At 41.2% G+C, this 21,815-nt stretch carries 20 protein-coding genes and 5 tRNA genes; all 25 read left to right on the forward strand.

The features are described 5' to 3' along the window. On the forward strand, positions 1-633 hold a 633-nt coding region (locus K1X56_11920; protein ID MBX7095422.1), incomplete at its 5' end, for a prolyl oligopeptidase family serine peptidase. Between the two features lie 11 nt (positions 634-644). Next, on the forward strand, positions 645-1,565 hold the full coding sequence (locus tag K1X56_11925) for an SDR family oxidoreductase (protein MBX7095423.1): 921 nt from the start codon (positions 645-647) through the stop codon (positions 1,563-1,565). An 89-nt stretch (positions 1,566-1,654) separates the two neighbouring features. Next, complete coding sequence (locus tag K1X56_11930; GenBank protein MBX7095424.1) at positions 1,655-3,553, forward strand: sodium-dependent transporter; 1,899 nt, start codon at positions 1,655-1,657, stop codon at positions 3,551-3,553. Further along, on the forward strand, positions 3,550-3,693 hold the full coding sequence (locus tag K1X56_11935) for a hypothetical protein (GenBank protein MBX7095425.1): 144 nt from the start codon (positions 3,550-3,552) through the stop codon (positions 3,691-3,693). Before K1X56_11930 ends, K1X56_11935 begins: the two co-directional genes overlap by 4 nt. Further along, positions 3,690-4,613: a helix-hairpin-helix domain-containing protein gene (locus tag K1X56_11940; GenBank protein MBX7095426.1), complete on the forward strand. Its 924-nt coding sequence runs from the start codon at positions 3,690-3,692 to the stop codon at positions 4,611-4,613. The genes K1X56_11935 and K1X56_11940 overlap by 4 nt, the downstream gene beginning before the upstream one ends. Next, entirely contained in the window at positions 4,610-5,143 is a 534-nt protein-coding gene (locus K1X56_11945; protein ID MBX7095427.1) for an adenine phosphoribosyltransferase, read from the forward strand. Before K1X56_11940 ends, K1X56_11945 begins: the two co-directional genes overlap by 4 nt. A 13-nt stretch (positions 5,144-5,156) precedes the next feature. After that, a complete protein-coding gene (locus K1X56_11950; protein ID MBX7095428.1) occupies positions 5,157-6,299 on the forward strand; it encodes an acyl-CoA dehydrogenase in 1,143 nt (380 codons plus the stop codon). A 55-nt stretch (positions 6,300-6,354) separates the two neighbouring features. Then, the gene (gene rpsU, locus K1X56_11955) at positions 6,355-6,546 is read left to right on the forward strand and encodes a 30S ribosomal protein S21 (GenBank protein ID MBX7095429.1); all 192 of its coding nucleotides are present in this window, start codon (positions 6,355-6,357) and stop codon (positions 6,544-6,546) included. Between the two features lie 65 nt (positions 6,547-6,611). Then, positions 6,612-7,496: a tyrosine-type recombinase/integrase gene (locus tag K1X56_11960; GenBank protein ID MBX7095430.1), complete on the forward strand. Its 885-nt coding sequence runs from the start codon at positions 6,612-6,614 to the stop codon at positions 7,494-7,496. A 22-nt stretch (positions 7,497-7,518) separates the two neighbouring features. Next, positions 7,519-7,812, forward strand: coding sequence for an HPF/RaiA family ribosome-associated protein (locus tag K1X56_11965; protein ID MBX7095431.1), 294 nt, complete (start codon positions 7,519-7,521; stop codon positions 7,810-7,812). A 193-nt stretch (positions 7,813-8,005) separates the two neighbouring features. After that, positions 8,006-8,078: transfer RNA gene (locus tag K1X56_11970), tRNA-Thr, on the forward strand. Between the two features lie 27 nt (positions 8,079-8,105). Beyond that, positions 8,106-8,189, forward strand: a tRNA-Tyr gene (locus tag K1X56_11975). A gap of 15 nt (positions 8,190-8,204) precedes the next feature. Further along, a tRNA-Gly gene (locus K1X56_11980) sits at positions 8,205-8,277 on the forward strand. Between the two features lie 61 nt (positions 8,278-8,338). Continuing rightward, positions 8,339-8,410, forward strand: a tRNA-Thr gene (locus tag K1X56_11985). 64 nt (positions 8,411-8,474) lie between these two features. Then, positions 8,475-9,662, forward strand: coding sequence for an elongation factor Tu (gene tuf, locus K1X56_11990; GenBank protein ID MBX7095432.1), 1,188 nt, complete (start codon positions 8,475-8,477; stop codon positions 9,660-9,662). A 62-nt stretch (positions 9,663-9,724) separates the two neighbouring features. Then, positions 9,725-9,795 (forward strand) — tRNA-Trp (locus K1X56_11995). Positions 9,796-9,833: 38 nt separating this feature from the next. Next, positions 9,834-10,067, forward strand: coding sequence for a preprotein translocase subunit SecE (secE, locus tag K1X56_12000; GenBank protein ID MBX7095433.1), 234 nt, complete (start codon positions 9,834-9,836; stop codon positions 10,065-10,067). A gap of 15 nt (positions 10,068-10,082) precedes the next feature. Next, on the forward strand, positions 10,083-10,634 hold the full coding sequence (gene nusG / locus K1X56_12005; GenBank protein ID MBX7095434.1) for a transcription termination/antitermination protein NusG: 552 nt from the start codon (positions 10,083-10,085) through the stop codon (positions 10,632-10,634). Between the two features lie 19 nt (positions 10,635-10,653). Further along, the gene (gene rplK / locus K1X56_12010; GenBank protein MBX7095435.1) at positions 10,654-11,091 is read left to right on the forward strand and encodes a 50S ribosomal protein L11; all 438 of its coding nucleotides are present in this window, start codon (positions 10,654-10,656) and stop codon (positions 11,089-11,091) included. Positions 11,092-11,112: 21 nt separating this feature from the next. Then, positions 11,113-11,808 carry a 50S ribosomal protein L1 gene (gene rplA / locus K1X56_12015; protein ID MBX7095436.1) on the forward strand — a complete coding sequence of 232 codons (696 nt, stop codon included), beginning with the start codon at positions 11,113-11,115 and terminating at the stop codon, positions 11,806-11,808. A gap of 17 nt (positions 11,809-11,825) precedes the next feature. Beyond that, positions 11,826-12,350, forward strand: coding sequence for a 50S ribosomal protein L10 (gene rplJ, locus K1X56_12020; protein ID MBX7095437.1), 525 nt, complete (start codon positions 11,826-11,828; stop codon positions 12,348-12,350). A gap of 40 nt (positions 12,351-12,390) precedes the next feature. Beyond that, on the forward strand, positions 12,391-12,768 hold the full coding sequence (gene rplL, locus K1X56_12025; GenBank protein ID MBX7095438.1) for a 50S ribosomal protein L7/L12: 378 nt from the start codon (positions 12,391-12,393) through the stop codon (positions 12,766-12,768). Between the two features lie 120 nt (positions 12,769-12,888). Continuing rightward, entirely contained in the window at positions 12,889-16,701 is a 3,813-nt protein-coding gene (gene rpoB, locus K1X56_12030) for a DNA-directed RNA polymerase subunit beta (protein MBX7095439.1), read from the forward strand. A 26-nt stretch (positions 16,702-16,727) separates the two neighbouring features. After that, positions 16,728-21,041 carry a DNA-directed RNA polymerase subunit beta' gene (rpoC, locus tag K1X56_12035; GenBank protein ID MBX7095440.1) on the forward strand — a complete coding sequence of 1,438 codons (4,314 nt, stop codon included), beginning with the start codon at positions 16,728-16,730 and terminating at the stop codon, positions 21,039-21,041. 61 nt (positions 21,042-21,102) lie between these two features. Continuing rightward, the coding region (locus K1X56_12040) for a DEAD/DEAH box helicase (GenBank protein ID MBX7095441.1) at positions 21,103-21,815 on the forward strand (713 nt) is incomplete at its 3' end.

Genomic DNA, 21,815 nt, shown 5'->3' on the forward strand with positions numbered 1-21,815 from the left:
GTTTTTTTAGAAAATGGCGGAATTTATTGCGTAGCAAATATTCGTGGTGGAGGGGAGTTTGGTGAGGATTGGCATAAGGCTGGTACAAAACTTCAAAAGCAAAATGTGTTTGATGATTTTATTGCCGCGGCGGAATATCTAATTAAAGAGAAATACACTAACAAAGACAAAATCGCTATTCACGGAAGATCAAACGGTGGATTATTAGCCGGTGCCTGTCTTACCCAACGTCCGGATTTATTTAAATGCGTTATCCCTCAAGTAGGAGTACTTGATATGCTCAAGTTCCATCAGTTCACCATCGGATGGGCATGGAAAGGGGATTATGGTTCAAGTGAAAATGAGGAACAATATCACTATCTGAAAAAATATTCTCCGGTTCACAATGTGAAAAAGCAAAACTATCCGGCTACCATGGTAATAACAGGCGATCACGATGATCGGGTTGTCCCTGCACACTCGTTTAAGTTTATTGCCGAATTGCAAGCGAAACAACAAGGCAATGAACCCGTTTTAATTCGCATCGATGCGGGAGGGGGACACGGATCGGGTAAGCCTTTATCAATGCAAATCGCGGAATATTCAGATATGTGGACATTCGTTTTTGCGAATTTGGGAATGACGATTAAATAAATTATTGCATCATGAAAATTTTAATTACAGGTTCAAATGGTCTGTTGGGACAAAAACTTGTTCTTGCACTAAAAAATGATCCCGAAGTAGAATTATTGGCTACCTCTTCCGGATTAAACCGGATGAAAAATCAAAGCGGATATAATTATCAATCCTTGGATATCACGAATAGAAATTCTGTTCAACAACTTTTTTCTGATTTTCTTCCCGATGTGGTGATAAATACTGCAGCTATGACCAATGTGGATGCCTGCGAAACCGATCGTGAAAATTGCTGGAACATCAATGTGAATGCAGTACAAAATCAGGTTTCAGTTTTAGAAGAATTGAGCAATAATCATACAGGATATCAACCGCATTTTATTCATCTGTCAACCGATTTTGTCTTCGATGGAGAAAGTGGTCCGTATAAGGAAGATGATCCGGTAAATCCATTAAGTTATTATGCTCTTTCTAAAGCGGAATCAGAAAAGTTGGTCATGCAATCTAAATTGAATTGGTCCATAGCCCGTACCATTATTGTTTATGGAATTGCAGATGAAATGAGCAGAACCAATATTGTTTTGTGGGCTAAAGGAGCGCTCGAAAAAGGTCAGCCTTTAACCATTGTCGATGATCAGTTCCGTATGCCTACATTGGCAGAAGATCTTGCGGCAGGATGTATTCTTATTGCAAAAAAGAAGAAAACCGGTATTTATCATTTATCGGGAAAGGATTTTATGAATATCGTTGAATTGGTTCAGCGGGTGGCTCGGTTTTTTGGATTAAATCCCGATTTGGTTCAGCCTATTAAATCGAATACCTTGAATCAGGCAGCAAAACGTCCGCCTAAAACAGGATTTATATTAGATAAATCTATTCGCGAATTAGGGTATCGTCCGCATTCATTCGAAGAGGGACTACAGATTTTAAAAGATCAGTTATCGGCTTAGTCTTATACCGAATCTTAAATTCAATCCTATTTTTTATGGGGTAAAATCAAATCTTTGGTTATTTTTACCCATTACCAAAAACTGAAATTATGTCGAATACCGAATCTTGGGGGTCGCGCGTTGGGTTAATCCTGGCCATGGCGGGTAACGCTGTAGGTCTTGGAAATTTCCTTCGTTTCCCGGTTCAGGCTGCATCCAATGGTGGTGGGGCTTTTATTATTCCTTATCTCGTTTGTTTTCTTTTAATGGGAATTCCGCTTTTGTGGATCGAATGGTCAAGCGGTAGATACGGAGGTAAATTCGGCCACCATTCCACGCCTTTTATTTTCCATTCTATGGATAAAAGGAAAATATGGAAATATATCGGGGTGTTCGGTATTTTCACCAACATAGCAGTAGCATCTTACTATTGTTACATCGAATCTTGGACGATGTCCTACACCTTCCATTCCGTTTCGGGTACATTCGATGGAATGTCTCAAGGTGATGTAGCTGGTTTCTTCTCAAATTACATTGATGTTTCCACTTCTACAACGGGTATACCTTATGAAGCGGTGATGTTTTTTGTGTTGTGTCTTCTTCTGAATACCTGGATTTTGTCGAGAGGATTATCGGGTGTAGAAAAAGTGGCAAAAATCGGTATGCCTTTATTGATTGGATTTGGAGCGGTGTTGGCAATTCGCGGTTTAACACTGGGTACGTCCGGAGCATCGCCAGAGGTTCCGACTGCATCGGCATGGGATGGATTAAATTTTCTTTGGACGCCTCAATACACTTCACTGCTGGATATGAAAGTGTGGATGGCAGCAGCTGGTCAGATATTTTTTACGCTTTCGCTGGGAATGGGAACCGTGCATTGTTATGCGGCTTATGTCCGATCGAAAGATGATGTTGCTTTAAATGCAGTTTCTGCCGGTTTTACCAACGAATTCGTTGAAGTGGTATTAGGAAGTTTAATCGTAATTCCAATTGCTGCAGGATACCTTGGTTTGGACTGGGTAAAAGAAAATGCAGGATTTGGAATGGCGTTTCAAACGATGCCATTTTTATTTGAGAAATGGGGAACCGTATTTTCCGCTCTTGCTGGATTAATGTGGTTTGGTCTTTTGTTTTTTGCGGGTATTACTTCTTCACTTGCCATGGGAACTCCATGGATGAGTTTTATGCAGGATGAGTTCAATTGGAAAAGAGGCAAAGCGGCATGGTCGTTTGGAGGTATTGTTTTATTGCTCGGATTGCCTACCGTATTTTTCTTCGCTAATGGCGTTTTTGATGAATATGATTATTGGGCTGGTACCGTTTCGTTAGTGGTCTTTGCCCTTGCCGAGGTGATTTTGTTCTCCTGGGTTTTCGGTTTAGACAAAGGCTGGAAAGAGATCAACGAAGGTGCAGATATCCGCGTTCCGAATATTTTCCGCTTTATTATTAAGTACATCACACCGGCAATGTTGCTCATCGTTTTTATTGGGGCACTGGTTACTCCCAAAAACAACGATTGGAAAGCAGCCTTAAGTGGTAACTGGGAATTGGATAATAGTTCCATCATTGCGAAAATCACCAATAAAGGTGTTGTGTATAACCGTTCCTATTTTGCCGATGAATTTCAAACCGAGGTTGGTGGTACCGTTTCAGAAGTCACTACCATCGATTCGCTGAAAAAACATGTCGTTGCAATTTCAGATTCGGTAGCATATGTGATGGTAGATGGCAAAGAGAAAAAGTTCAAAGGTTCTGAAGCAGAAAAATCGAAACAAATGCTTTTTTATAAACTTGAACCGGTAAAAACATACGAGTTCGATATCGATAAAACCGTAATGGTTAAAGTCGGTCAAGCCATCGTACCGGGGACCGCCATAGCTTCGGGTGGATTTGTAAATAATATTTTCTATACCGACATGGCCAGATTATTACTCCTGATTGTTTTCGGAGGAATTTGCGTGTTGGTGTATGTTGCTTATAAGAAAAGATTAAAAGAAGGAACAATATGAATACTTCAGCAATGATATTAATGGCAACAGTACAAATCATTGTAATTGCTATTACAGGTTATTTCTTTTGGAAAGTTTTAAAAACGCCGGCAAAACCGGAACCGGATTCCTTTTCGGAAAATGATGATGAACCACGTTGAAGTCAATTTGGGATGATATTTTTTTCATTCCCGAAAGGGAGAGAAAAGGTATCCTCGCCTTATTAATTATCCTGATCCTCTCATATACGTTTTATTCGTTTCGTCAACGGATATTTTCGGATCCTGAAATTCAAAACACTGAAGAAATTAAGGCACTCAATGAATGGAGTGCTTCTTTTACAGCCTTCAACGAACCATCAGAGGATTCAGTTTTACATTCTAATTCTCCCACCTATACTTTTATTGAGAACAAAAAACAATTTCACGATGGTGATATTCTTCCCGAAAAATTAAATCCTAATACGGCATCTTATCAACAATTAATCAGGAAAGGATTTCCGGCTCATACTGCCGCCTCTATATTGAGCTATAGAAAAAAAGGTGGAGTATTTAGATTTGCCGACGACCTGAAAAAAAGTCCGGGAATCAACGATTCAATTTTTCAATTATTACTCCCTTCCATCGATCTTCCCCGGAAGTCACCTTTAACAGGTGATAAAAAATCAGAATCACCAATACCGACTGCCTTAATTGATCTTAACTCCACCGATACCACCACACTTATTGCATTGCCTTGTATTGGATCTAAATTGGCTTCAAGAATTATTCAATACCGTGATCGCCTGGGTGGATTTCACTCGGTGAGCCAATTACAGGAGATTTACGGACTAAGTCCTGATTGCTTTAAGGTCCTGGAATCGAGAACAACAATCATCCGGCCATGGAATCGTATTTCATTGAATACCTGTTCGGTGGAGGACCTTAAAAAAATACCTTACATCAAATATCAGGTGGCCTTGGCAATTATTAGTTATCGCGAAAAACATGGTCCCTATTCAACAGTTGAGGATATCCGGAAAACCGATTTGGTGAATGATGAATTATACCTTAAAATTGCACCCTATTTTTCAGTGCAGTGAATTCTATTGAACAACGTATTAAGTCAACCATTCGCGACGTAAAAGATTTTCCAAAACCCGGAATTCTTTTCAAAGATATTATGCCGGTATTGGAAGATCCGATGCTTTCCGCAGATATCGTGGATTACCTGGCCGACTTATTCGCTGAGAAAAAAATTGATGCAATTATCGGAGTTGAAAGCAGAGGATTTTTATTTGGAATGGCCCTGGCGATTAAAATGAAAGTTCCATTTGTATCTGTCCGTAAAAAAGGAAAGTTGCCCTATAAAACCATCAGCTATAAATATGATCTGGAGTACGGAAGTGCCGAGGTCGAAATGCATGTAGATTCCATTAAACCCAATTGGAATGTGCTTATACACGACGATCTGCTTGCCACCGGAGGAACAGCATCAGCAGCAGCTGAATTGGTGAAAATGCAAGGAGGAAATGTAGCAGGATTTGCATTTATCGTTGAACTCGAATTTTTAAAAGGACGTGAGCGTCTGCAGGGATATTCTCCCTCTATAATAAATATTGTTGCCTATTAAATAAAATTGAATCATGGATTTCAAAAAAACCGAAAACCAGAAAATGATTGCGCAAATGGTGCGCGATTTTGCAGAGAAAGAAATTCGTCCCAATGTAATGAAGTGGGACGAAAGCCAGGAGTTTCCCCGCGACTTGTTTCGCAAGGCTGGCGAATTGGGATTAATGGGTGTTTTAGTTCCAACTGAATATGGCGGTTCCGGATTCGGTTATTTCGAATACATTACTGTTATTGAAGAAGTAGCTAAAGTTTGTGGATCTGTTGGCTTGAGTGTTGCTGCGCACAATTCACTTTGCACCAATCATATTTTGGAGTTTGGTAATGAAGAACAAAAGAAAAAATACCTTCCTAAACTGGCAAGTGGAGAATGGGTTGGTGCATGGGGATTAACAGAGGCCAATACAGGTTCAGATGCAATGCGCATGAAATGTGTTGCAAAAGAAGATGGTGATTACTGGGTAATCAATGGTACAAAAAACTGGATCACTCACGGAATTTCTTCTGAGGTTGCAGTGGTTTTAGTCCGCACAGGTGAATTACTCGATTCAAAAGGAATTACTGCATTTGTTATTGAGCGCGGAACACCGGGTTTTAGTGGAGGTAAAAAAGAAAACAAATTAGGTATGCGTTGTTCCGAAACCGCAGAATTGATTTTCGATAATTGCCGTGTTCATAAAAGTCAGATCCTTGGAAAAGTTGGAGATGGATTTGTTCAGGCGATGAAAATATTGGATGGTGGACGTATCTCCATCGGGGCTTTAGCTATGGGTATTGCAAAGGGCGCTTATGAAGCCGCAGTTCAATATTCAAAGGAGCGCCAGCAGTTTGGTCAGCCAATTGCCAACTTTCAGGGAATTGCCTTTAAACTGGCTGATATGGCTACAGAAATTACAGCAGCTGAAATGTTGTTGTATCAGGCAGCTGATCTTAAAAACCGTAAACAAAAGGTTACCCGCGAAGGGGCCATGGCTAAATATTATGCTTCTGAGGTATCCGTAAGGGTGGCAACTGAGGCTGTACAGATATTCGGAGGCTATGGTTATACCAAAGATTTTCCGGTCGAAAAATTCTATCGCGACTCCAAATTATGCACAATCGGCGAGGGAACCTCTGAAATTCAGAAACTTGTAATTTCCAGGGAAATTTTAAAGAGCTGATTGTTAATTCAAAATTTTATTATCTTTGCCATCCCTTTAAAAAGAAAAATAGAATATGTTAATCATTCCAGTAAAAGAAGGCGAGTCAATTGAAAAGGCTCTTAAGAAGTACAAGAAGAAATACGAAAAAGTTGGTATCGTAAAACAATTACGTGAACGCCAATCTTTCACTAAACCTTCTATCAATCGTCGCCAGGAAATTATCCGTGCGAAGTACCGCCTTCAAATGCAGCTTACTGAGCAGTAATATTTAAGGAAACTTTTTTTAAGCTATACCGTAAAGGGAATCTGTATCAGGTTCCCTTTTTTCATTTGGACGACATCTCAAAATACCACTCTTACCTCGAAAACGAAAAACGATTTTCGCTGCACACCGTAAGGGCTTATACGGATGATTTATCTGCGTTCAGAAATTTTTGCATTCAGGAATTCGAAGTTCAGCAACTTGCCGAGGCAGATCATTCCATCATCCGGACCTGGGTGGTTTCATTAATGGAAAAAGGGAATGATCCAAAAACAGTACGTCGGAAATTGAGTTGCCTCAATTCATTCTACCGATTCCTGATGAAATGCGGAGAAATCCGGTCTAATCCCGTTCGAAAAGTAATCGCTCCTAAAACCAAAAAGCGGCTTCCTGTATTTGTGGAGGAGTCAAAAATGGAGAAATTATTTTCCGACGAAATTTTTCCGCAGGATCTATTCGGCATCAGAGATAAAACAATGCTGGAATTATTTTACGCCACCGGTATTCGTCGTTCCGAATTGATTGGTTTAAAATTGTCTGATGTTTCCAACGACAGAATTAAAGTTTTAGGTAAACGTAATAAACAGCGCATCATCCCGCTCACCCACGAAATCAGACTACAAATTGATCGTTATATCAAAATACGAACAGAGCTTTTGGGCGAAAGTGATTCAGATCATTTATTATTAGATAACAAAGGCAATAAATTGTCGCCTCAATTTGTATATAGAAAAGTGAATGAGTACCTTTCTAAAGTAACAAGTCTGGAAAAGAAAAGTCCACATGTAATCCGGCATACCTTTGCTACTCATTTATTAAATAATGGAGCAGATTTAAACGCCATAAAAGAATTACTCGGTCATTCCAGCTTAGCTGCAACTCAGGTATACACGCACAATACCATAGAAAAATTAAAAAACATATATCACCAATCCCACCCCTTAGCGGGGTGATAAAAAATGGAGGAACCACACCATGCAAGTACAAATTCATTCAATTCATTTCGATGCCGATAAAAAACTCATCGATTTTGTTCAACAACGACTTGATAAATTAACAGGTACCTACGAGAAAATCACCAACTCGGAAGTTTTTCTTCGACTGGATAAGAATAAAGAGAATGAAAATAAAATTGCCGAGATCAAAATTCTGGTCCCGGGTAAAGAATTATTTGCAAGCCGGCAATGTAAATCCTTTGAGGAAGCGGTAGACTTATCGGTCGACGCTCTAAAAGCTCAAATTCAAAAATATAAGGGTAAACAACCTTAAAATTCAGGTAGGGGAGCAGGACTCCCCTTTTTTTGTGCCACATTTTGTGCTTTTCAGCTTTGTTTTCAAAAAAAAGCTGTTGATTTTTTTGCTCTATTCTGAATGTTTAATACATTTGCAGACCTTTTTGGAAAGAGGTCTGTTTTAATATCGGGATTTTTCAACTGAAAATGAGTGGTTTAGAGCGGAATTAGCCGGGGTAGCTCAGCTGGTAGAGCAGCTGATTTGTAATCAGCTGGTCGGGGGTTCGAGTCCCTTCCTCGGCTCAAGTTCTTTAAGTATTAAAAATTGTTGGGCACATTCCACAAGCGGTCAACGTGAGCAGACTGTAAATCTGCCGTCTTTCGACTTCGGAGGTTCGAATCCTTCTGTGCCCACAATAAAAGTAACAAGCGGGAGTAGCTCAGTTGGTAGAGCATCAGCCTTCCAAGCTGAGGGTCGCGGGTTCGAGCCTCGTCTCCCGCTCTTACAAAAGGTTTTGACCCCGAATTTTCGGGGTCAAAACTTTTAAAAAAAAAAAGTTTAAGCTGATGTAGCTCAGTGGTAGAGCACTTCCTTGGTAAGGAAGAGGTCAGGGGTTCAATCCCCCTCATCAGCTCTACTTCAGGAGAAACTGTTAAAACGTTAAAAACAAGTAATAACAATTAAACAAAACAGGAACTATGGCAAAAGAAACATTTGATCGTTCCAAGCCCCACGTGAATATCGGGACCATTGGCCACGTAGACCATGGAAAAACAACCTTGACTGCTGCGATTACTCAGGTTCTCGCTAACAAAGGTCTTGCTGAAAAACGTGACTTCGCATCGATCGACAACGCTCCTGAAGAAAAAGAGCGTGGTATCACAATCAACACTTCACACGTTGAGTACCAAACAAACAATCGTCACTACGCACACGTAGACTGTCCAGGTCACGCTGACTATGTGAAAAACATGGTAACAGGAGCTGCACAGATGGACGGAGCTATTCTTGTAGTAGCTGCTACGGATGGTCCAATGCCACAAACTCGTGAGCACATCCTTCTTGGTCGTCAGGTAGGTGTTCCTCGTCTGGTTGTGTTCATGAACAAAGTGGACATGGTTGACGATGCAGAACTTCTTGACCTCGTTGAGATGGAAGTACGCGAACTTCTTTCATTCTATGGTTACGATGGTGACAACACTCCAATCGTTCGTGGATCTGCTCTTGGTGGATTAAACGGAGATGCTAAATGGGTTGGTACTATTGAAGCTCTTATGGAGGCAGTAGATACTTGGATCGAAATTCCACCACGCGATATCGATAAGCCATTCCTTATGCCTGTTGAAGACGTATTCACTATCACTGGTCGTGGTACTGTTGCAACTGGTCGTATCGAAACAGGAGTTATCAATGTTGGTGATAACGTTGAGATCTTAGGTATGCAAGAAGAAAAACTTACTTCAACCATCACAGGTGTTGAAATGTTCCGTAAGCTCCTCGACCGTGGTCAGGCAGGTGACAACGTAGGTCTTCTTCTTCGTGGTGTTGACAAAGAAGCTATCCGTCGCGGAATGGTAATCGCTAAGCCAGGGTCAATCACCCCACACACTGTGTTCAAGGCTGAGGTTTACGTTCTGAAAAAAGAAGAAGGTGGACGTCACACTCCATTCCAAAATAAATACCGTCCTCAGTTCTATTTCCGTACAACTGACGTTACTGGAGAAATCGTTCTTCCAGAAGGTCGTGAAATGGTAATGCCTGGTGACAACGTAACTATCACTGTAAATCTGATCGTACCTGTTGCAATGGATAAAGGTCTTCGTTTCGCTATCCGCGAAGGTGGACGTACCGTTGGAGCTGGTCAGGTTATCGAGATCGTTAAGTAATAAAGACCGCACTATGTCAGACTAAAGGTGTCCCGTCCGGACACCTTTAGCTGTCATAATAAACGGGTGTAGTTCAATGGTAGAATAGCGGTCTCCAAAACCGTTGATCTTGGTTCGAATCCAGGCACCCGTGCAAGGATTCAAAAGAATAAATAAAAAAAACAAAACAAAGTGGCTGGATTCAGAGCATATATCGAGGAAACGGTAAACGAGCTGGTGAACAAGGTCAGCTGGCCTACTCAGAAAGAACTTCAGAGTAGCGCGCTTATCGTGTTAATCACATCAGTGATTTTTGCGTTACTGGTTTTCCTAATGGATTTCATTTTTGGAATTCGTCCCGGGAGTGCAGATGGCGGCTTTGCGTGGAAGGGTATCCTTGGATTCTTTTACGACATGTTTAATTAATAATGCATCGGTAAGATGGGTGAGATTTCAAAAAAATGGTTTGTAGTTCGTGCTGTTTCCGGCAAGGAAAAGAAAGTGCGTGACCAGATCGAGCTTGAGATGAGCAGATTGGGGTATTCCGATTTGGTTCCTCAGGTGCTTATTCCCACCGAAAAAATCTACCAGATTCGCAACGGTAAGAAGGTAAGCAAAGAACGTTCATATCTTCCGGGGTATGTCTTGATTGAGGCTGCTTTAACCGGCGAAATTGTGCATGCAATAAAGAACCTGACGAATGTTATTGGCTTTCTTGGCGCGGAAAAAGGAGGAGATCCTGTTCCGCTGCGCGCTTCCGAAGTAAGCCGCATTCTTGGTAAATATGATGAGCTCAGTGAGAGCGAAGAAGAAATTAACATCCCTTACATCGTTGGCGAAACTGTTAAAGTAATTGATGGTCCTTTCAACAACTTCACCGGTGTGATTGAAGAGATCAACGAAGAGAAGAAAAAACTGAAAGTGATGGTTAAAATTTTCGGTCGCAAAACACCGCTCGAGTTGAATTATATGCAGGTTGAAAAAGAAAGTTAGAATTTAATAATCATTAACAATGGCAAAGGAAATAACCGGCTTTATTAAGCTTCAGGTAAAAGGCGGCGCTGCTAACCCATCGCCACCGATTGGTCCTGCACTCGGTTCCAAAGGTGTTAACATCATGGAATTTTGCAAGCAGTTTAATGCGCGCACGCAGGATAAACCAGGCAAAGTATTGCCAGTAGTAATTACTGTATACAATGATAAATCGTTTGATTTTATCATTAAAACTCCACCGGTAGCAGTTCAGCTTATCGAGGTATCTAAAATTAAAAGCGGTTCTGCAGAACCTAACCGTAAAAAAGTTGGTTCAGTATCCTGGGATCAGGTGCGCAAAATTGCAGAAGAAAAAATGCCCGACCTTAACTGTTTCACAATTGAATCAGCGATGAGCATGGTTGCCGGCACCGCACGTAGTATGGGTCTTACTGTAACAGGTGATAAACCCTTCTAACCTTAAATTATTAGATGCGTTATGGCACGTTTAACAAAAAAACAAAAAGAAGTAGCAGGGAAATTCGATGAGAATAAATCCTATTCCCTCGTAGAAGCTTCTAAGATCGTTAAGGATATTACTACTACAAAATTCGATGCTTCTGTAGACATCGCAGTACGTCTTGGTGTTGATCCGCGTAAAGCGAACCAGATGGTACGTGGTACAGTTTCTCTTCCGCACGGTACAGGTAAGAATGTAAAAGTTCTTGTTCTTTGTACTGCTGATAAAGAAAAAGAAGCTCAAGATGCAGGAGCAGATTATGTAGGTCTCGATGAATACATTGAGAAAATCAAAGGTGGATGGACAGACGTTGATGTTATCATCACTATGCCATCGATCATGGGTAAAGTAGGAGCACTTGGTCGTGTACTCGGTCCACGTGGTCTTATGCCAAATCCTAAAACAGGAACGGTAACCCAGGAAATTGGAAAAGCTGTTACGGATGTAAAGGCTGGTAAGATCGACTTTAAAGTTGACAAGACCGGTATAGTTCATGCTTCCATTGGCAAAGTCTCTTTCGACGCACAGAAGATTGCAGACAATGCAAATGAACTTATCCAGACCCTTGTTAAGCTGAAGCCCTCTTCTGCAAAAGGTCAGTACGTGAAAACTATTTTCATGAGCAGCACCATGAGCAAGGGCGTCGAGATCGATACTAAAACAGTCAATATTTAACCACTATTCCCAATCTTATGACAAGGGATCAGAAAAATCAAGCAATTGCTGAATTGACCGAAATGCTTAATGCAAGTAAGGTGATTTATTTAGCAGATGCATCAGGAATGAACGCCGAAGCTACGAGCAAGTTACGTCGCGAGTGCTTTAAGCGTAAAGTTTCTATGCAGGTTGTTAAAAACACATTATTGCAAAAAGCGATGGAGCGTGCCGAGGGCGTGGACTATTCAGGTCTTTTTGTAGCACTTAAAGGTAACACTGCAGTTCTTACTGCAGAAGCCGGAAATGTGCCTGCAAAATTGATCAAAGAATTCCGCAAAGGCGGTGATAAGCCCGTTTTAAAAGGAGCATTTGTAGAAGAGTCTGTTTACATTGGCGACAACCAATTAGAGGCTCTTTGCAATATCAAATCGAGAAACGAACTTATCGGCGATATCGTTGCATTGCTTCAGTCGCCTGCGAAAAATGTTGTATCTGCTTTACAAAGCGGAAAACACACAATCGCTGGTTTGGTCAAAACACTGCAAGAAAAAGCAAACTAATCAATTCAAAAGTTTAATCATTAATTAAATTCATAGAAAAATGGCAGACGTTAAAGCTCTCGCTGAACAGTTGGTTAACCTGACTGTAAAAGAAGTAAATGAACTTGCTCAAATCCTTAAGGATGAGTACGGAATCGAACCAGCTGCTGCTGCTGTTGCAGTTGCTGCTCCAGGTGCCGGTGGTGGCGGTGCTGCTGCTGAAGAGAAAACTTCCTTCGATGTAATTCTTAAAAACGGAGGAGCTAATAAACTCGCAGTAGTTAAGCTCGTTAAAGAACTTTCAGGTCTTGGTCTGAAAGAAGCGAAAGACCTCGTTGACGGTGCTCCAGGTACTTTGAAAGAAGGTGTTTCAAAAGAGGAAGCTGAACAACTGAAGGCTAAGCTCGTTGAGGCAGGAGCAGAAGTTGAGATTAAATAATCCGCTCTACTACAATACAGTGGTTAAGGCGCCGGTAATTCCGGGGCCTTAACCCTTTTGTGTTTAAGCAGGTTGTCTAATCAATTGGTCTTGGTTTCTTTAAAATAAAAAACAAATCCCTTGGCAACTACGAATAAAAAGTCGAAACGCATAAGTTTCGCAAAAAGTAAAAGTGCTTATGATTATCCTGACTTCCTGGAGATCCAGTTGAAGTCGTTTCAGGAATTTTTCCAATTGGAAACCACTCCTGAGAACAGAGAAAATGAAGGACTTTTCAAAGTTTTCGCTGAAAACTTTCCAATTACGGATACACGTAATCAATTTGTACTCGAGTTTCTCGATTACTTTATTGATCCTCCTCGTTACACTATTCCAGAGTGTATTGAGCGTGGTTTAACTTACAGTGTACCCCTCAAGGCCAAATTGAAATTATACTGTACAGATCCGGAACACGAAGATTTCGAAACTATCGTGCAGGATGTGTATTTGGGTACAATTCCTTACATGACTCCCAAAGGTTCATTTGTAATCAATGGAGCTGAGCGTGTAATTGTATCACAGCTTCACCGTTCACCCGGTGTGTTTTTCGGTCAAAGCCGTCACGCAAATGGTACTAAATTATATTCTGCGAGAATTATTCCATTCAAAGGATCGTGGATTGAGTTTGCTACCGACATCAACAATGTGATGTATGCTTACATCGACCGTAAGAAAAAATTACCTGTTACTACTCTTTTCCGTGCTATCGGTTATGAAAGCGACCGTGATATTTTAGAAATATTCAATCTTGCAGATGAGATTAAAGTTTCTAAAAAAGCATTGAAAGATGTTGTTGGAAGACGCCTTGCTGCGCGTGTTCTTCGTTCATGGGTTGAAGACTTCGTGGATGAGGATACCGGAGAGGTTGTTTCCATTGAGCGTAATGAGGTATTAATCGAACGCGAAACCATACTTGAAGATCACATGATCGACTTAATTGTTGATTCAGGTGTGAAATCAATTATTCTTCATAAACAAGAAACAAATTCTGCCGATTTCTCTATTATCTACAACACACTTCAGAAAGATACTTCTAACTCTGAAAAAGAAGCTGTAGAATACATTTATCGCTTATTGCGTAATGCTGAACCACCAGACGAGGAAACTGCCCGTTCGGTAATTGATAAATTGTTCTTCTCTGAACAACGTTATGATTTAGGTGAAGTAGGTCGTTACAGAATCAATAAAAAATTAGGATTAAACATTGATCAGGGTACACGTATTCTTACGCGTGAGGATATTATCATGATCGTGAAATACCTCATTGAATTGATCAACTCAAAAACGGATGTGGATGATATCGACCACTTGTCGAATCGTCGCGTGCGTACCGTTGGTGAGCAGTTGTATAATCAATTTGGAGTAGGTCTTGCGCGTATGGCTCGTACCATTCGTGAGAGAATGAATGTTCGTGATAACGAAGTATTCACTCCGATTGACCTTATCAATGCAAAAACACTTTCATCGGTGATTAATTCGTTCTTCGGTACGAATCAGTTATCGCAGTTTATGGATCAAACCAATCCTCTTGCGGAAATCACCCACAAGCGTCGTTTATCGGCACTCGGTCCCGGTGGTTTATCCAGAGAGCGTGCAGGGTTTGAGGTACGTGACGTACACTACACACACTACGGACGTCTCTGTACTATTGAAACTCCTGAAGGTCCGAACATCGGTCTTATTTCATCACTCTGTGTATTTGCGAAAGTAAATCGCTTAGGATTTATTGAAACACCTTATCGTCGTGTTATTGACGGTAAAGTGAACCTCAGTGAAGAGCCAATTTATTTGAGCGCAGAGGAAGAAGACAACCGCGTTATTGCACAGGCCAATGCTCCTGTAGACGACAGCGGAAAATTCAATGTAGATAAAGTAATTGCTCGTCTCGAATCAGATTTCCCTGTAGTGGAACCTAAAGATGTAGCGTTGATGGACGTTGGTACCAACCAGATTGCTTCCATTGCTGCGTCATTAATTCCATTCCTTGAGCATGATGATGCGAACCGTGCTCTGATGGGATCTAACATGCAGCGCCAGGCAGTTCCATTACTTCGTCCGGAATCTCCAATTGTTGGAACCGGAATTGAAGAATTGGTTGCACGCGATTCACGTGTATTGATCAATGCAGAAGCAGACGGTATCGTTGAGTACGTTGATGCAAATCAAATTACAATTCGTTACGAAAGAACCGACGAAGAGCGTTTTGTTAGCTTCGAAGGTGATGCGAAAACGTACGACCTGGTAAAATTCCAAAAGACGAACCAAAGTACTTCCATTAACCTCAAGCCTATCGTTAAAAAAGGTGAGAAGGTATTGAAAGGTCAAGTTCTTTGCGAAGGATACGCTACTATGGATGGAGAGCTCGCTTTAGGAAGAAATCTTAAAGTAGCATTTATGCCATGGAAAGGTTACAACTTTGAGGATGCGATTGTAATTTCTGAGAAAGTTGTACGTGAAGATATTTTCACTTCCATTCACATTGATGAATATATTCTTGAAGTACGCGAAACAAAACGTGGTCTTGAAGAATTAACTTCAGATATTCCTAACGTAAGTGAAGAAGCAACCCGTGATCTAGATGAAAGCGGTATGATTCGTATCGGTGCGGAAGTAAAAGAAGGTGATATCCTGATTGGTAAAATCACACCAAAAGGAGAAACTGATCCTTCACCTGAAGAAAAACTTTTACGTGCAATTTTCGGTGACAAAGCCGGAGATGTAAAAGATGCATCACTTCGTGTTGGTCCTTCCGTTAAAGGTGTTGTTATCGATAAAAAACTTTTCTCTCGCGCGATCAAAGATCGTAAGATGAAAGCGCAGGAAAAACCTATCGTAGATCAACTCGATCGTGAATACGAAAAAGAAGTTGCTGATTTAAAAAATATCCTGACTGAAAAACTTCTTCAAATTGTTGGCGAAGAAAAATCTGCAGGTGTTTATAATAACTTCAAAGAAGAAATCATTAAGAAAGGTGTTAAGTTCAATGCGAAAGCACTTCTTGCAATTGATTATTCTACCATTAATCCTACCAATTGGACTTCTGATGAAAAGATGAACCGAATGATCAATCGTTTGATTCATAATTTCAATATTAAGTCGAATGATATCCTCGGTATTTACAAGCGTAAAAAATTCCAGGTTACTGTGGGCGATGAGCTACCAACCGGAATTGTAAAACTTGCAAAAGTTTATTTGGCGCAAAAACGTAAACTCCGTGTTGGAGATAAAATGGCGGGTCGTCACGGTAACAAAGGGGTTGTTGCCCGTATTGTACGTGCCGAAGATATGCCATTCCTCGAAGACGGAACACCGGTTGATATCGTGCTTAATCCACTCGGGGTACCATCGCGTATGAACCTCGGACAGATTTATGAAACGGTTTTAGGATGGGCAGGATTAAAACTTGGACTCAAATTCGCTACTCCGATTTTTGACGGAGCGCATATTGATGAAATCAATAAGTACACCGATGAGGCTGGAATTCCTCGTTACGGTCGTGCATATCTTTACGATGGTGGTACCGGAGATCGTTTTGACCAGCCTGCAACTGTAGGTGTGATCTACATGATTAAACTGAGCCACATGGTGGATGATAAGATGCACGCACGTTCGATTGGTCCATACTCCCTCATCACCCAGCAGCCGCTTGGTGGTAAGGCACAATTTGGTGGACAGCGTTTCGGGGAAATGGAAGTATGGGCGCTCGAAGCATTTGGAGCATCCAACATTCTTCAGGAAATTCTTACTGTTAAATCCGACGATGTTGTTGGTCGTGCGAAAGCATATGAAGCCATCGTTAAAGGTGAGAACTTACCTACACCCGGAATTCCGGAATCATTCAACGTATTGTTGCATGAGCTCCGCGGACTTGGTCTTAATGTTACATTGGAATAATTAGCACAAACGTCAATCTTTGAAACATGGCTTTCAGAAAAGAAAATAAAGTAAAAAGCGAATTCGAGAAAATCGTAATTTCTCTCGCATCGCCCGAGTTGATCCTTGAACGGTCAAGCGGAGAAGTGCTGAAGCCGGAAACGATTAACTATCGTACCTACAAACCTGAACGTGATGGTTTGTTTTGCGAAAGAATTTTCGGTCCGGTAAAGGATTACGAATGCCACTGCGGTAAATACAAGCGTATCCGTTACAAGGGGATTGTTTGTGATCGTTGCGGGGTAGAAGTAACAGAAAAGAAAGTTCGCCGTGAACGCATGGGACACATCTCCTTGGTGGTTCCTGTTGCTCACATTTGGTACTTCCGTTCATTACCGAACAAAATCGGTTATTTGCTCGGATTACCTTCTAAGAAACTAGATCAGATTATTTACTACGAACGTTATGTAGTAATTCAAGCTGGTATAGCTACTAATCTTGATGGTTCACCATTAAATACCTACGATTATTTAACGGAAGAAGAATACCTGGATATCCTGGATAAACTTCCGAAGGAAAATCAGTATCTCGACGACAATGATCCGAATAAGTTCATTGCGAAAATGGGTGCTGAAGCATTGCAGGATTTATTGCGCAGAATTAATCTTGACGAATTATCGTACGAACTTCGTCACAAAGCAAACACCGAAACTTCACAGCAACGTAAGAGTGAAGCTTTAAAACGCCTTCAGGTTGTAGGTGCGTTCCGTGAATCCAACGAGCGTATTGTAAACAAACCTGAGTGGATGGTGATTAAAGTTGTTCCGGTTATTCCACCAGAACTTCGTCCACTCGTTCCACTTGATGGTGGTCGTTTTGCTACGTCAGATTTAAATGACCTTTATCGTCGCGTTATCATTCGTAACAATCGTTTGAAGCGTTTGATCGAGATCAAAGCACCTGAAGTGATTTTGCGTAATGAAAAACGTATGTTACAAGAGGCGGTTGATTCGCTTTTTGATAACTCGCGTAAATCATCAGCTGTAAAAACTGAATCGAATCGCCCTTTAAAATCGCTTTCAGATTCATTGAAAGGTAAGCAAGGACGTTTCCGTCAGAACCTCCTCGGAAAACGTGTTGACTATTCTGCACGTTCGGTAATTGTTGTAGGTCCTGAATTAAAACTTCACGAGTGCGGATTGCCAAAAGATATGGCAGCTGAGTTATTCAAACCGTTTATCATTCGTAAAATGATTGAGCGCGGTATTGTAAAAACAGTTAAGTCTGCGAAGAAAATTGTTGACCGTAAAGATCCGGTTGTATGGGATATTCTTGAAAACGTATTGAAAGGACATCCTGTATTACTCAACCGTGCTCCGACACTTCACCGTTTAGGTATTCAATCTTTCCAGCCAAAATTAATTGAAGGAAAAGCGATTCAGCTTCACCCATTGGTGTGTACTGCATTTAACGCCGACTTTGACGGTGACCAAATGGCGGTTCACGTTCCACTTGGGAATGCAGCGATTTTGGAAGCGCAATTATTGATGCTTGCTTCGCATAACATTCTTAACCCTTCAAATGGAGCGCCGGTTACAGTTCCTTCTCAGGACATGGTGCTTGGTCTTTACTACATCACCAAAGGCCGTAAGAGCACTCCTGAGCTGATTGTAAAAGGTGAAGGAATGACTTTCTATTCTCCGGAAGAGGTAATCATTGCATATAATGAAAAACGACTTGAATTGCATGCTCACATCAAGGTGAAAACAAAAGATCTTGATGAGAATGGCGTTTTGGTTGATGCATTGATTGAAACAACTTGCGGTCGTGTTTTATTCAACGAAGTTGTTCCGAAAGAAGTAGGATACATCAATGAACTTTTAACTAAGAAATCACTCCGTGACATTATCGGTCGTGTGATGAAAGCTGCCGGTATTTCCAAGACAGCGAAATTCCTCGATGATATCAAGGATCTTGGTTTCTATATGGCATTTAAAGGCGGTCTTTCTTTCAACCTTGAGGATGTATTGATTCCTGAAGAAAAAGTGAAGATGGTTGCTGATGCAATTAAGCAAGTTGATGAAGTGATGATGAACTATAACATGGGTCTTATCACCAACAATGAGCGTTATAATCAGATTATCGATATCTGGACACATACCAATTCCCGTCTGACGCACATTCTGATGGAGAAACTGAAGAATCACCGTCAAGGTTTCAACAGTATCTACATGATGTTCGACTCAGGAGCGCGTGGTTCTAAAGAGCAGATTCGTCAGCTCTCCGGAATGCGTGGTCTGATGGCGAAACCACAAAAATCAGGTGCTACCAGTCAGGAAATTATCGAGAACCCGATTCTTTCTAACTTTAAAGAAGGATTATCGATTCTTGACTACTTCATTTCTACACACGGTGCTCGTAAAGGTCTTGCCGATACCGCTCTTAAAACTGCGGATGCAGGATACTTAACTCGTCGTCTTGTAGACGTTGCGCAAGATGTAATTATCAATGCAGAAGATTGCGGTACATTACGTGGTCTTGTTGCTACAGCGCTTCGTAAAAATGATGAGGTAGTAGAAACATTAAACGACAGAATTCTTGGTCGTACATCGGTGCATGACATTTTCCATCCGCAAACGGGTGAGTTAATGGTAAACGCTGGTGAAGAAATTACAGAAGCAATTGCTCGTAAGATTGAAGAATCTCCAATTGAAGAAGTGGAAATTCGTTCAGTACTTACCTGTGAGTTGAAGCGTGGTGTGTGTGCGAAGTGTTACGGACGTAACCTTGCTACCGGACGCATGGTTCAAATGGGAGAAGCTGTAGGTGTAATTGCTGCACAGTCGATCGGTGAGCCAGGAACTCAGCTTACACTTCGTACATTCCACGTTGGTGGTACTGCATCGAATATTGCTGATGAATCTGATATTAAAGCGAAATATGCAGGTCGCGTTGAATTTGAAGAATTACGTACTGTACCTAAAACCGACAATGAAGGTGTTAAGGTAGAAGTAGTTCTTGGTCGTTCAGGCGAAATGCGTATCGTGGATACGAATACCGGAATTGTACTTCAAACTGCAAACATTCCATACGGTTCTTATATGATCGTTAAGAATGGCGACGTAGTTGAAAAAGGAACCAGCATTTGCCGTTGGGATCCATATAACGCGGTTATCCTTTCTGAGATCAATGGTGTTTTAGGATACGTTGATATTGAAGAAGGAATCACTTTCCGTGAAGAAGTGGATGAACAAACCGGTTTCCGCGAAAAAGTAATTACTGAAACCCGTGATAAGCGTAAAGCACCAGGAATTCGAATCATTGATGGTAAATCAGGAGAAGAATTAAAGATGTACAACTTACCGGTTGGCGCTCACATTGCGGTGGATGAAAACAAACATGTAACTGCGGGTGACATTCTTGCGAAAATTCCTCGTGTTTCCGGTAAATCCGGAGATATCACCGGTGGTCTTCCACGCGTAACGGAATTATTCGAAGCTCGTAATCCATCGAATCCGGCTGTTGTTGCTGAGATTGACGGTATCGTTTCTTTCGGAAAAATTAAACGTGGTAACCGCGAAATTGCAGTAGAAAGTAAAACAGGTGAAGTTCGTCGCTATTTGGTTCCACTTTCACGTCACATCCTCGTTCAGGAGAATGACTACGTTAGAGCTGGTCAACCACTTTCTGATGGAGCTACTGCACCTGGTGATATTCTTGCGATTGAAGGTCCGACTAAAGTTCAAGAGTATCTTGTAAATGAAGTACAGGAAGTATATCGTTTACAAGGTGTAAAAATCAACGATAAGCACTTTGAGGTAATTGTACGTCAGATGATGCGTAAAGTTGAAATTATTGAGCCGGGAGATACTCGTTTCCTCGAAGGACAAAGCGTTAGTAAAATTGAATTCATGGAAGAAAACGACTCCATTTTCGGTAAGAAAGTTGTTGTTGACGCCGGAGATTCAACCACACTTCGTCCTGGTCAAACCATTACCGCTCGTAAACTGCGTGATGAAAATTCAATGCTGAAGCGTAAGGATAAGAAACTGGTTGAAGCCCGCGATGCGATGCCATCCACTTCGGTTCCTGTTCTTCAGGGTATCACCAGAGCTTCGTTGCAAACAGATAGCTTTATCTCTGCAGCGTCGTTCCAGGAAACTACCAAAGTATTGAATGAGGCCGCTGTAAACGGTAAAGAAGACTTCTTGTTAGGCTTGAAAGAAAATGTAATTGTTGGTCACCTCATCCCTTGCGGAACAGGTACCCGTACTTTCCAACGAGCATTGGTTTATTCTCAGGACGATTATCAAAACAAAGTTCTGAAGGAAAAAATCAAAGAAGTAGAATTGGAAGATTAATACTTTTCAACTCCATAATAAAGCCCCGAATTAATCGGGGCTTTTTTTTCAAATATCAATTATGAAATTTTCCGAATTATCCATTAGTAAATTGTTGTTCAAAGGCGTTCAGGAATTGAATTTCCCTGAATGTACCTCCATTCAGGAGCAATCTTTTTCACCCGTTATGTCGGGTGCAAATGTTTTAGGCATTGCCCAAACCGGAACCGGAAAGACACTTGCCTATTTGCTACCCATGATGAATCTTTGGAAATTTTCGAAAGAAAAGCATCCTACTATGCTTGTTTTGGTTCCGACAAGGGAATTGGTCCAGCAAGTAGAAGAAGAAGCCAGAAAGCTCGCTAAATACACTTCTATGCGAATTGGTGGCGTGTTTGGCGGCGCTAATATTAACACACAACGTGCGATGGTGGAGGAGGGTCTGGATTTGCTGATTGCTACACCCGGACGATTAATTGATTTTATCGACTCAGGAAACGTACGGTTAAAGAATATAAAACGATTAGTCATTGACGAGATGGATCAATTGATGGGGACAGGTTTTCGTCCGCAATTAATCCGCATTCTCGACTCGCTACCGGAGAAACGTCAAACCTTACTTTTTTCTGCAACACATACCGACGAGGTTTCTGAATTTATCTCCCAGTATGTAGATCAGGTATTAAAAATTGAAGCAACTGCAGCGGGAAGTGTATCGGATAATATCCATCAGTTTGGGTACGAGGTTCCCAATTTTTATACGAAGCTTAATTTGCTAACACTCTTGCTGAACGA

This window comes from Flavobacteriales bacterium, assembly GCA_019694795.1.
Taxonomy (GTDB): Bacteria; Bacteroidota; Bacteroidia; order Flavobacteriales_D; family UBA2798; genus UBA2798.

Excerpts from the sequence above, each read along its gene's own strand:
- rplK (MBX7095435.1), top strand. The coding sequence starts at position 10,654 with ATGGCAAAGGAAATAACCGGCTTTATTAAGCTTCAGGTAAAAGGCGGC.
- rpsU (MBX7095429.1), top strand. The coding sequence starts at position 6,355 with ATGTTAATCATTCCAGTAAAAGAAGGCGAGTCAATTGAAAAGGCTCTT.
- K1X56_11950 (MBX7095428.1), top strand. The coding sequence starts at position 5,157 with ATGGATTTCAAAAAAACCGAAAACCAGAAAATGATTGCGCAAATGGTG.
- K1X56_11925 (MBX7095423.1), top strand. The coding sequence starts at position 645 with ATGAAAATTTTAATTACAGGTTCAAATGGTCTGTTGGGACAAAAACTT.
- rpoC (MBX7095440.1), top strand. The coding sequence starts at position 16,728 with ATGGCTTTCAGAAAAGAAAATAAAGTAAAAAGCGAATTCGAGAAAATC.
- K1X56_11935 (MBX7095425.1), top strand. The coding sequence starts at position 3,550 with ATGAATACTTCAGCAATGATATTAATGGCAACAGTACAAATCATTGTA.
- rplA (MBX7095436.1), top strand. The coding sequence starts at position 11,113 with ATGGCACGTTTAACAAAAAAACAAAAAGAAGTAGCAGGGAAATTCGAT.
- nusG (MBX7095434.1), top strand. The coding sequence starts at position 10,083 with ATGGGTGAGATTTCAAAAAAATGGTTTGTAGTTCGTGCTGTTTCCGGC.
- rplJ (MBX7095437.1), top strand. The coding sequence starts at position 11,826 with ATGACAAGGGATCAGAAAAATCAAGCAATTGCTGAATTGACCGAAATG.
- tuf (MBX7095432.1), top strand. The coding sequence starts at position 8,475 with ATGGCAAAAGAAACATTTGATCGTTCCAAGCCCCACGTGAATATCGGG.
- rplL (MBX7095438.1), top strand. The coding sequence starts at position 12,391 with ATGGCAGACGTTAAAGCTCTCGCTGAACAGTTGGTTAACCTGACTGTA.
- K1X56_11930 (MBX7095424.1), top strand. The coding sequence starts at position 1,655 with ATGTCGAATACCGAATCTTGGGGGTCGCGCGTTGGGTTAATCCTGGCC.
- K1X56_11965 (MBX7095431.1), top strand. The coding sequence starts at position 7,519 with ATGCAAGTACAAATTCATTCAATTCATTTCGATGCCGATAAAAAACTC.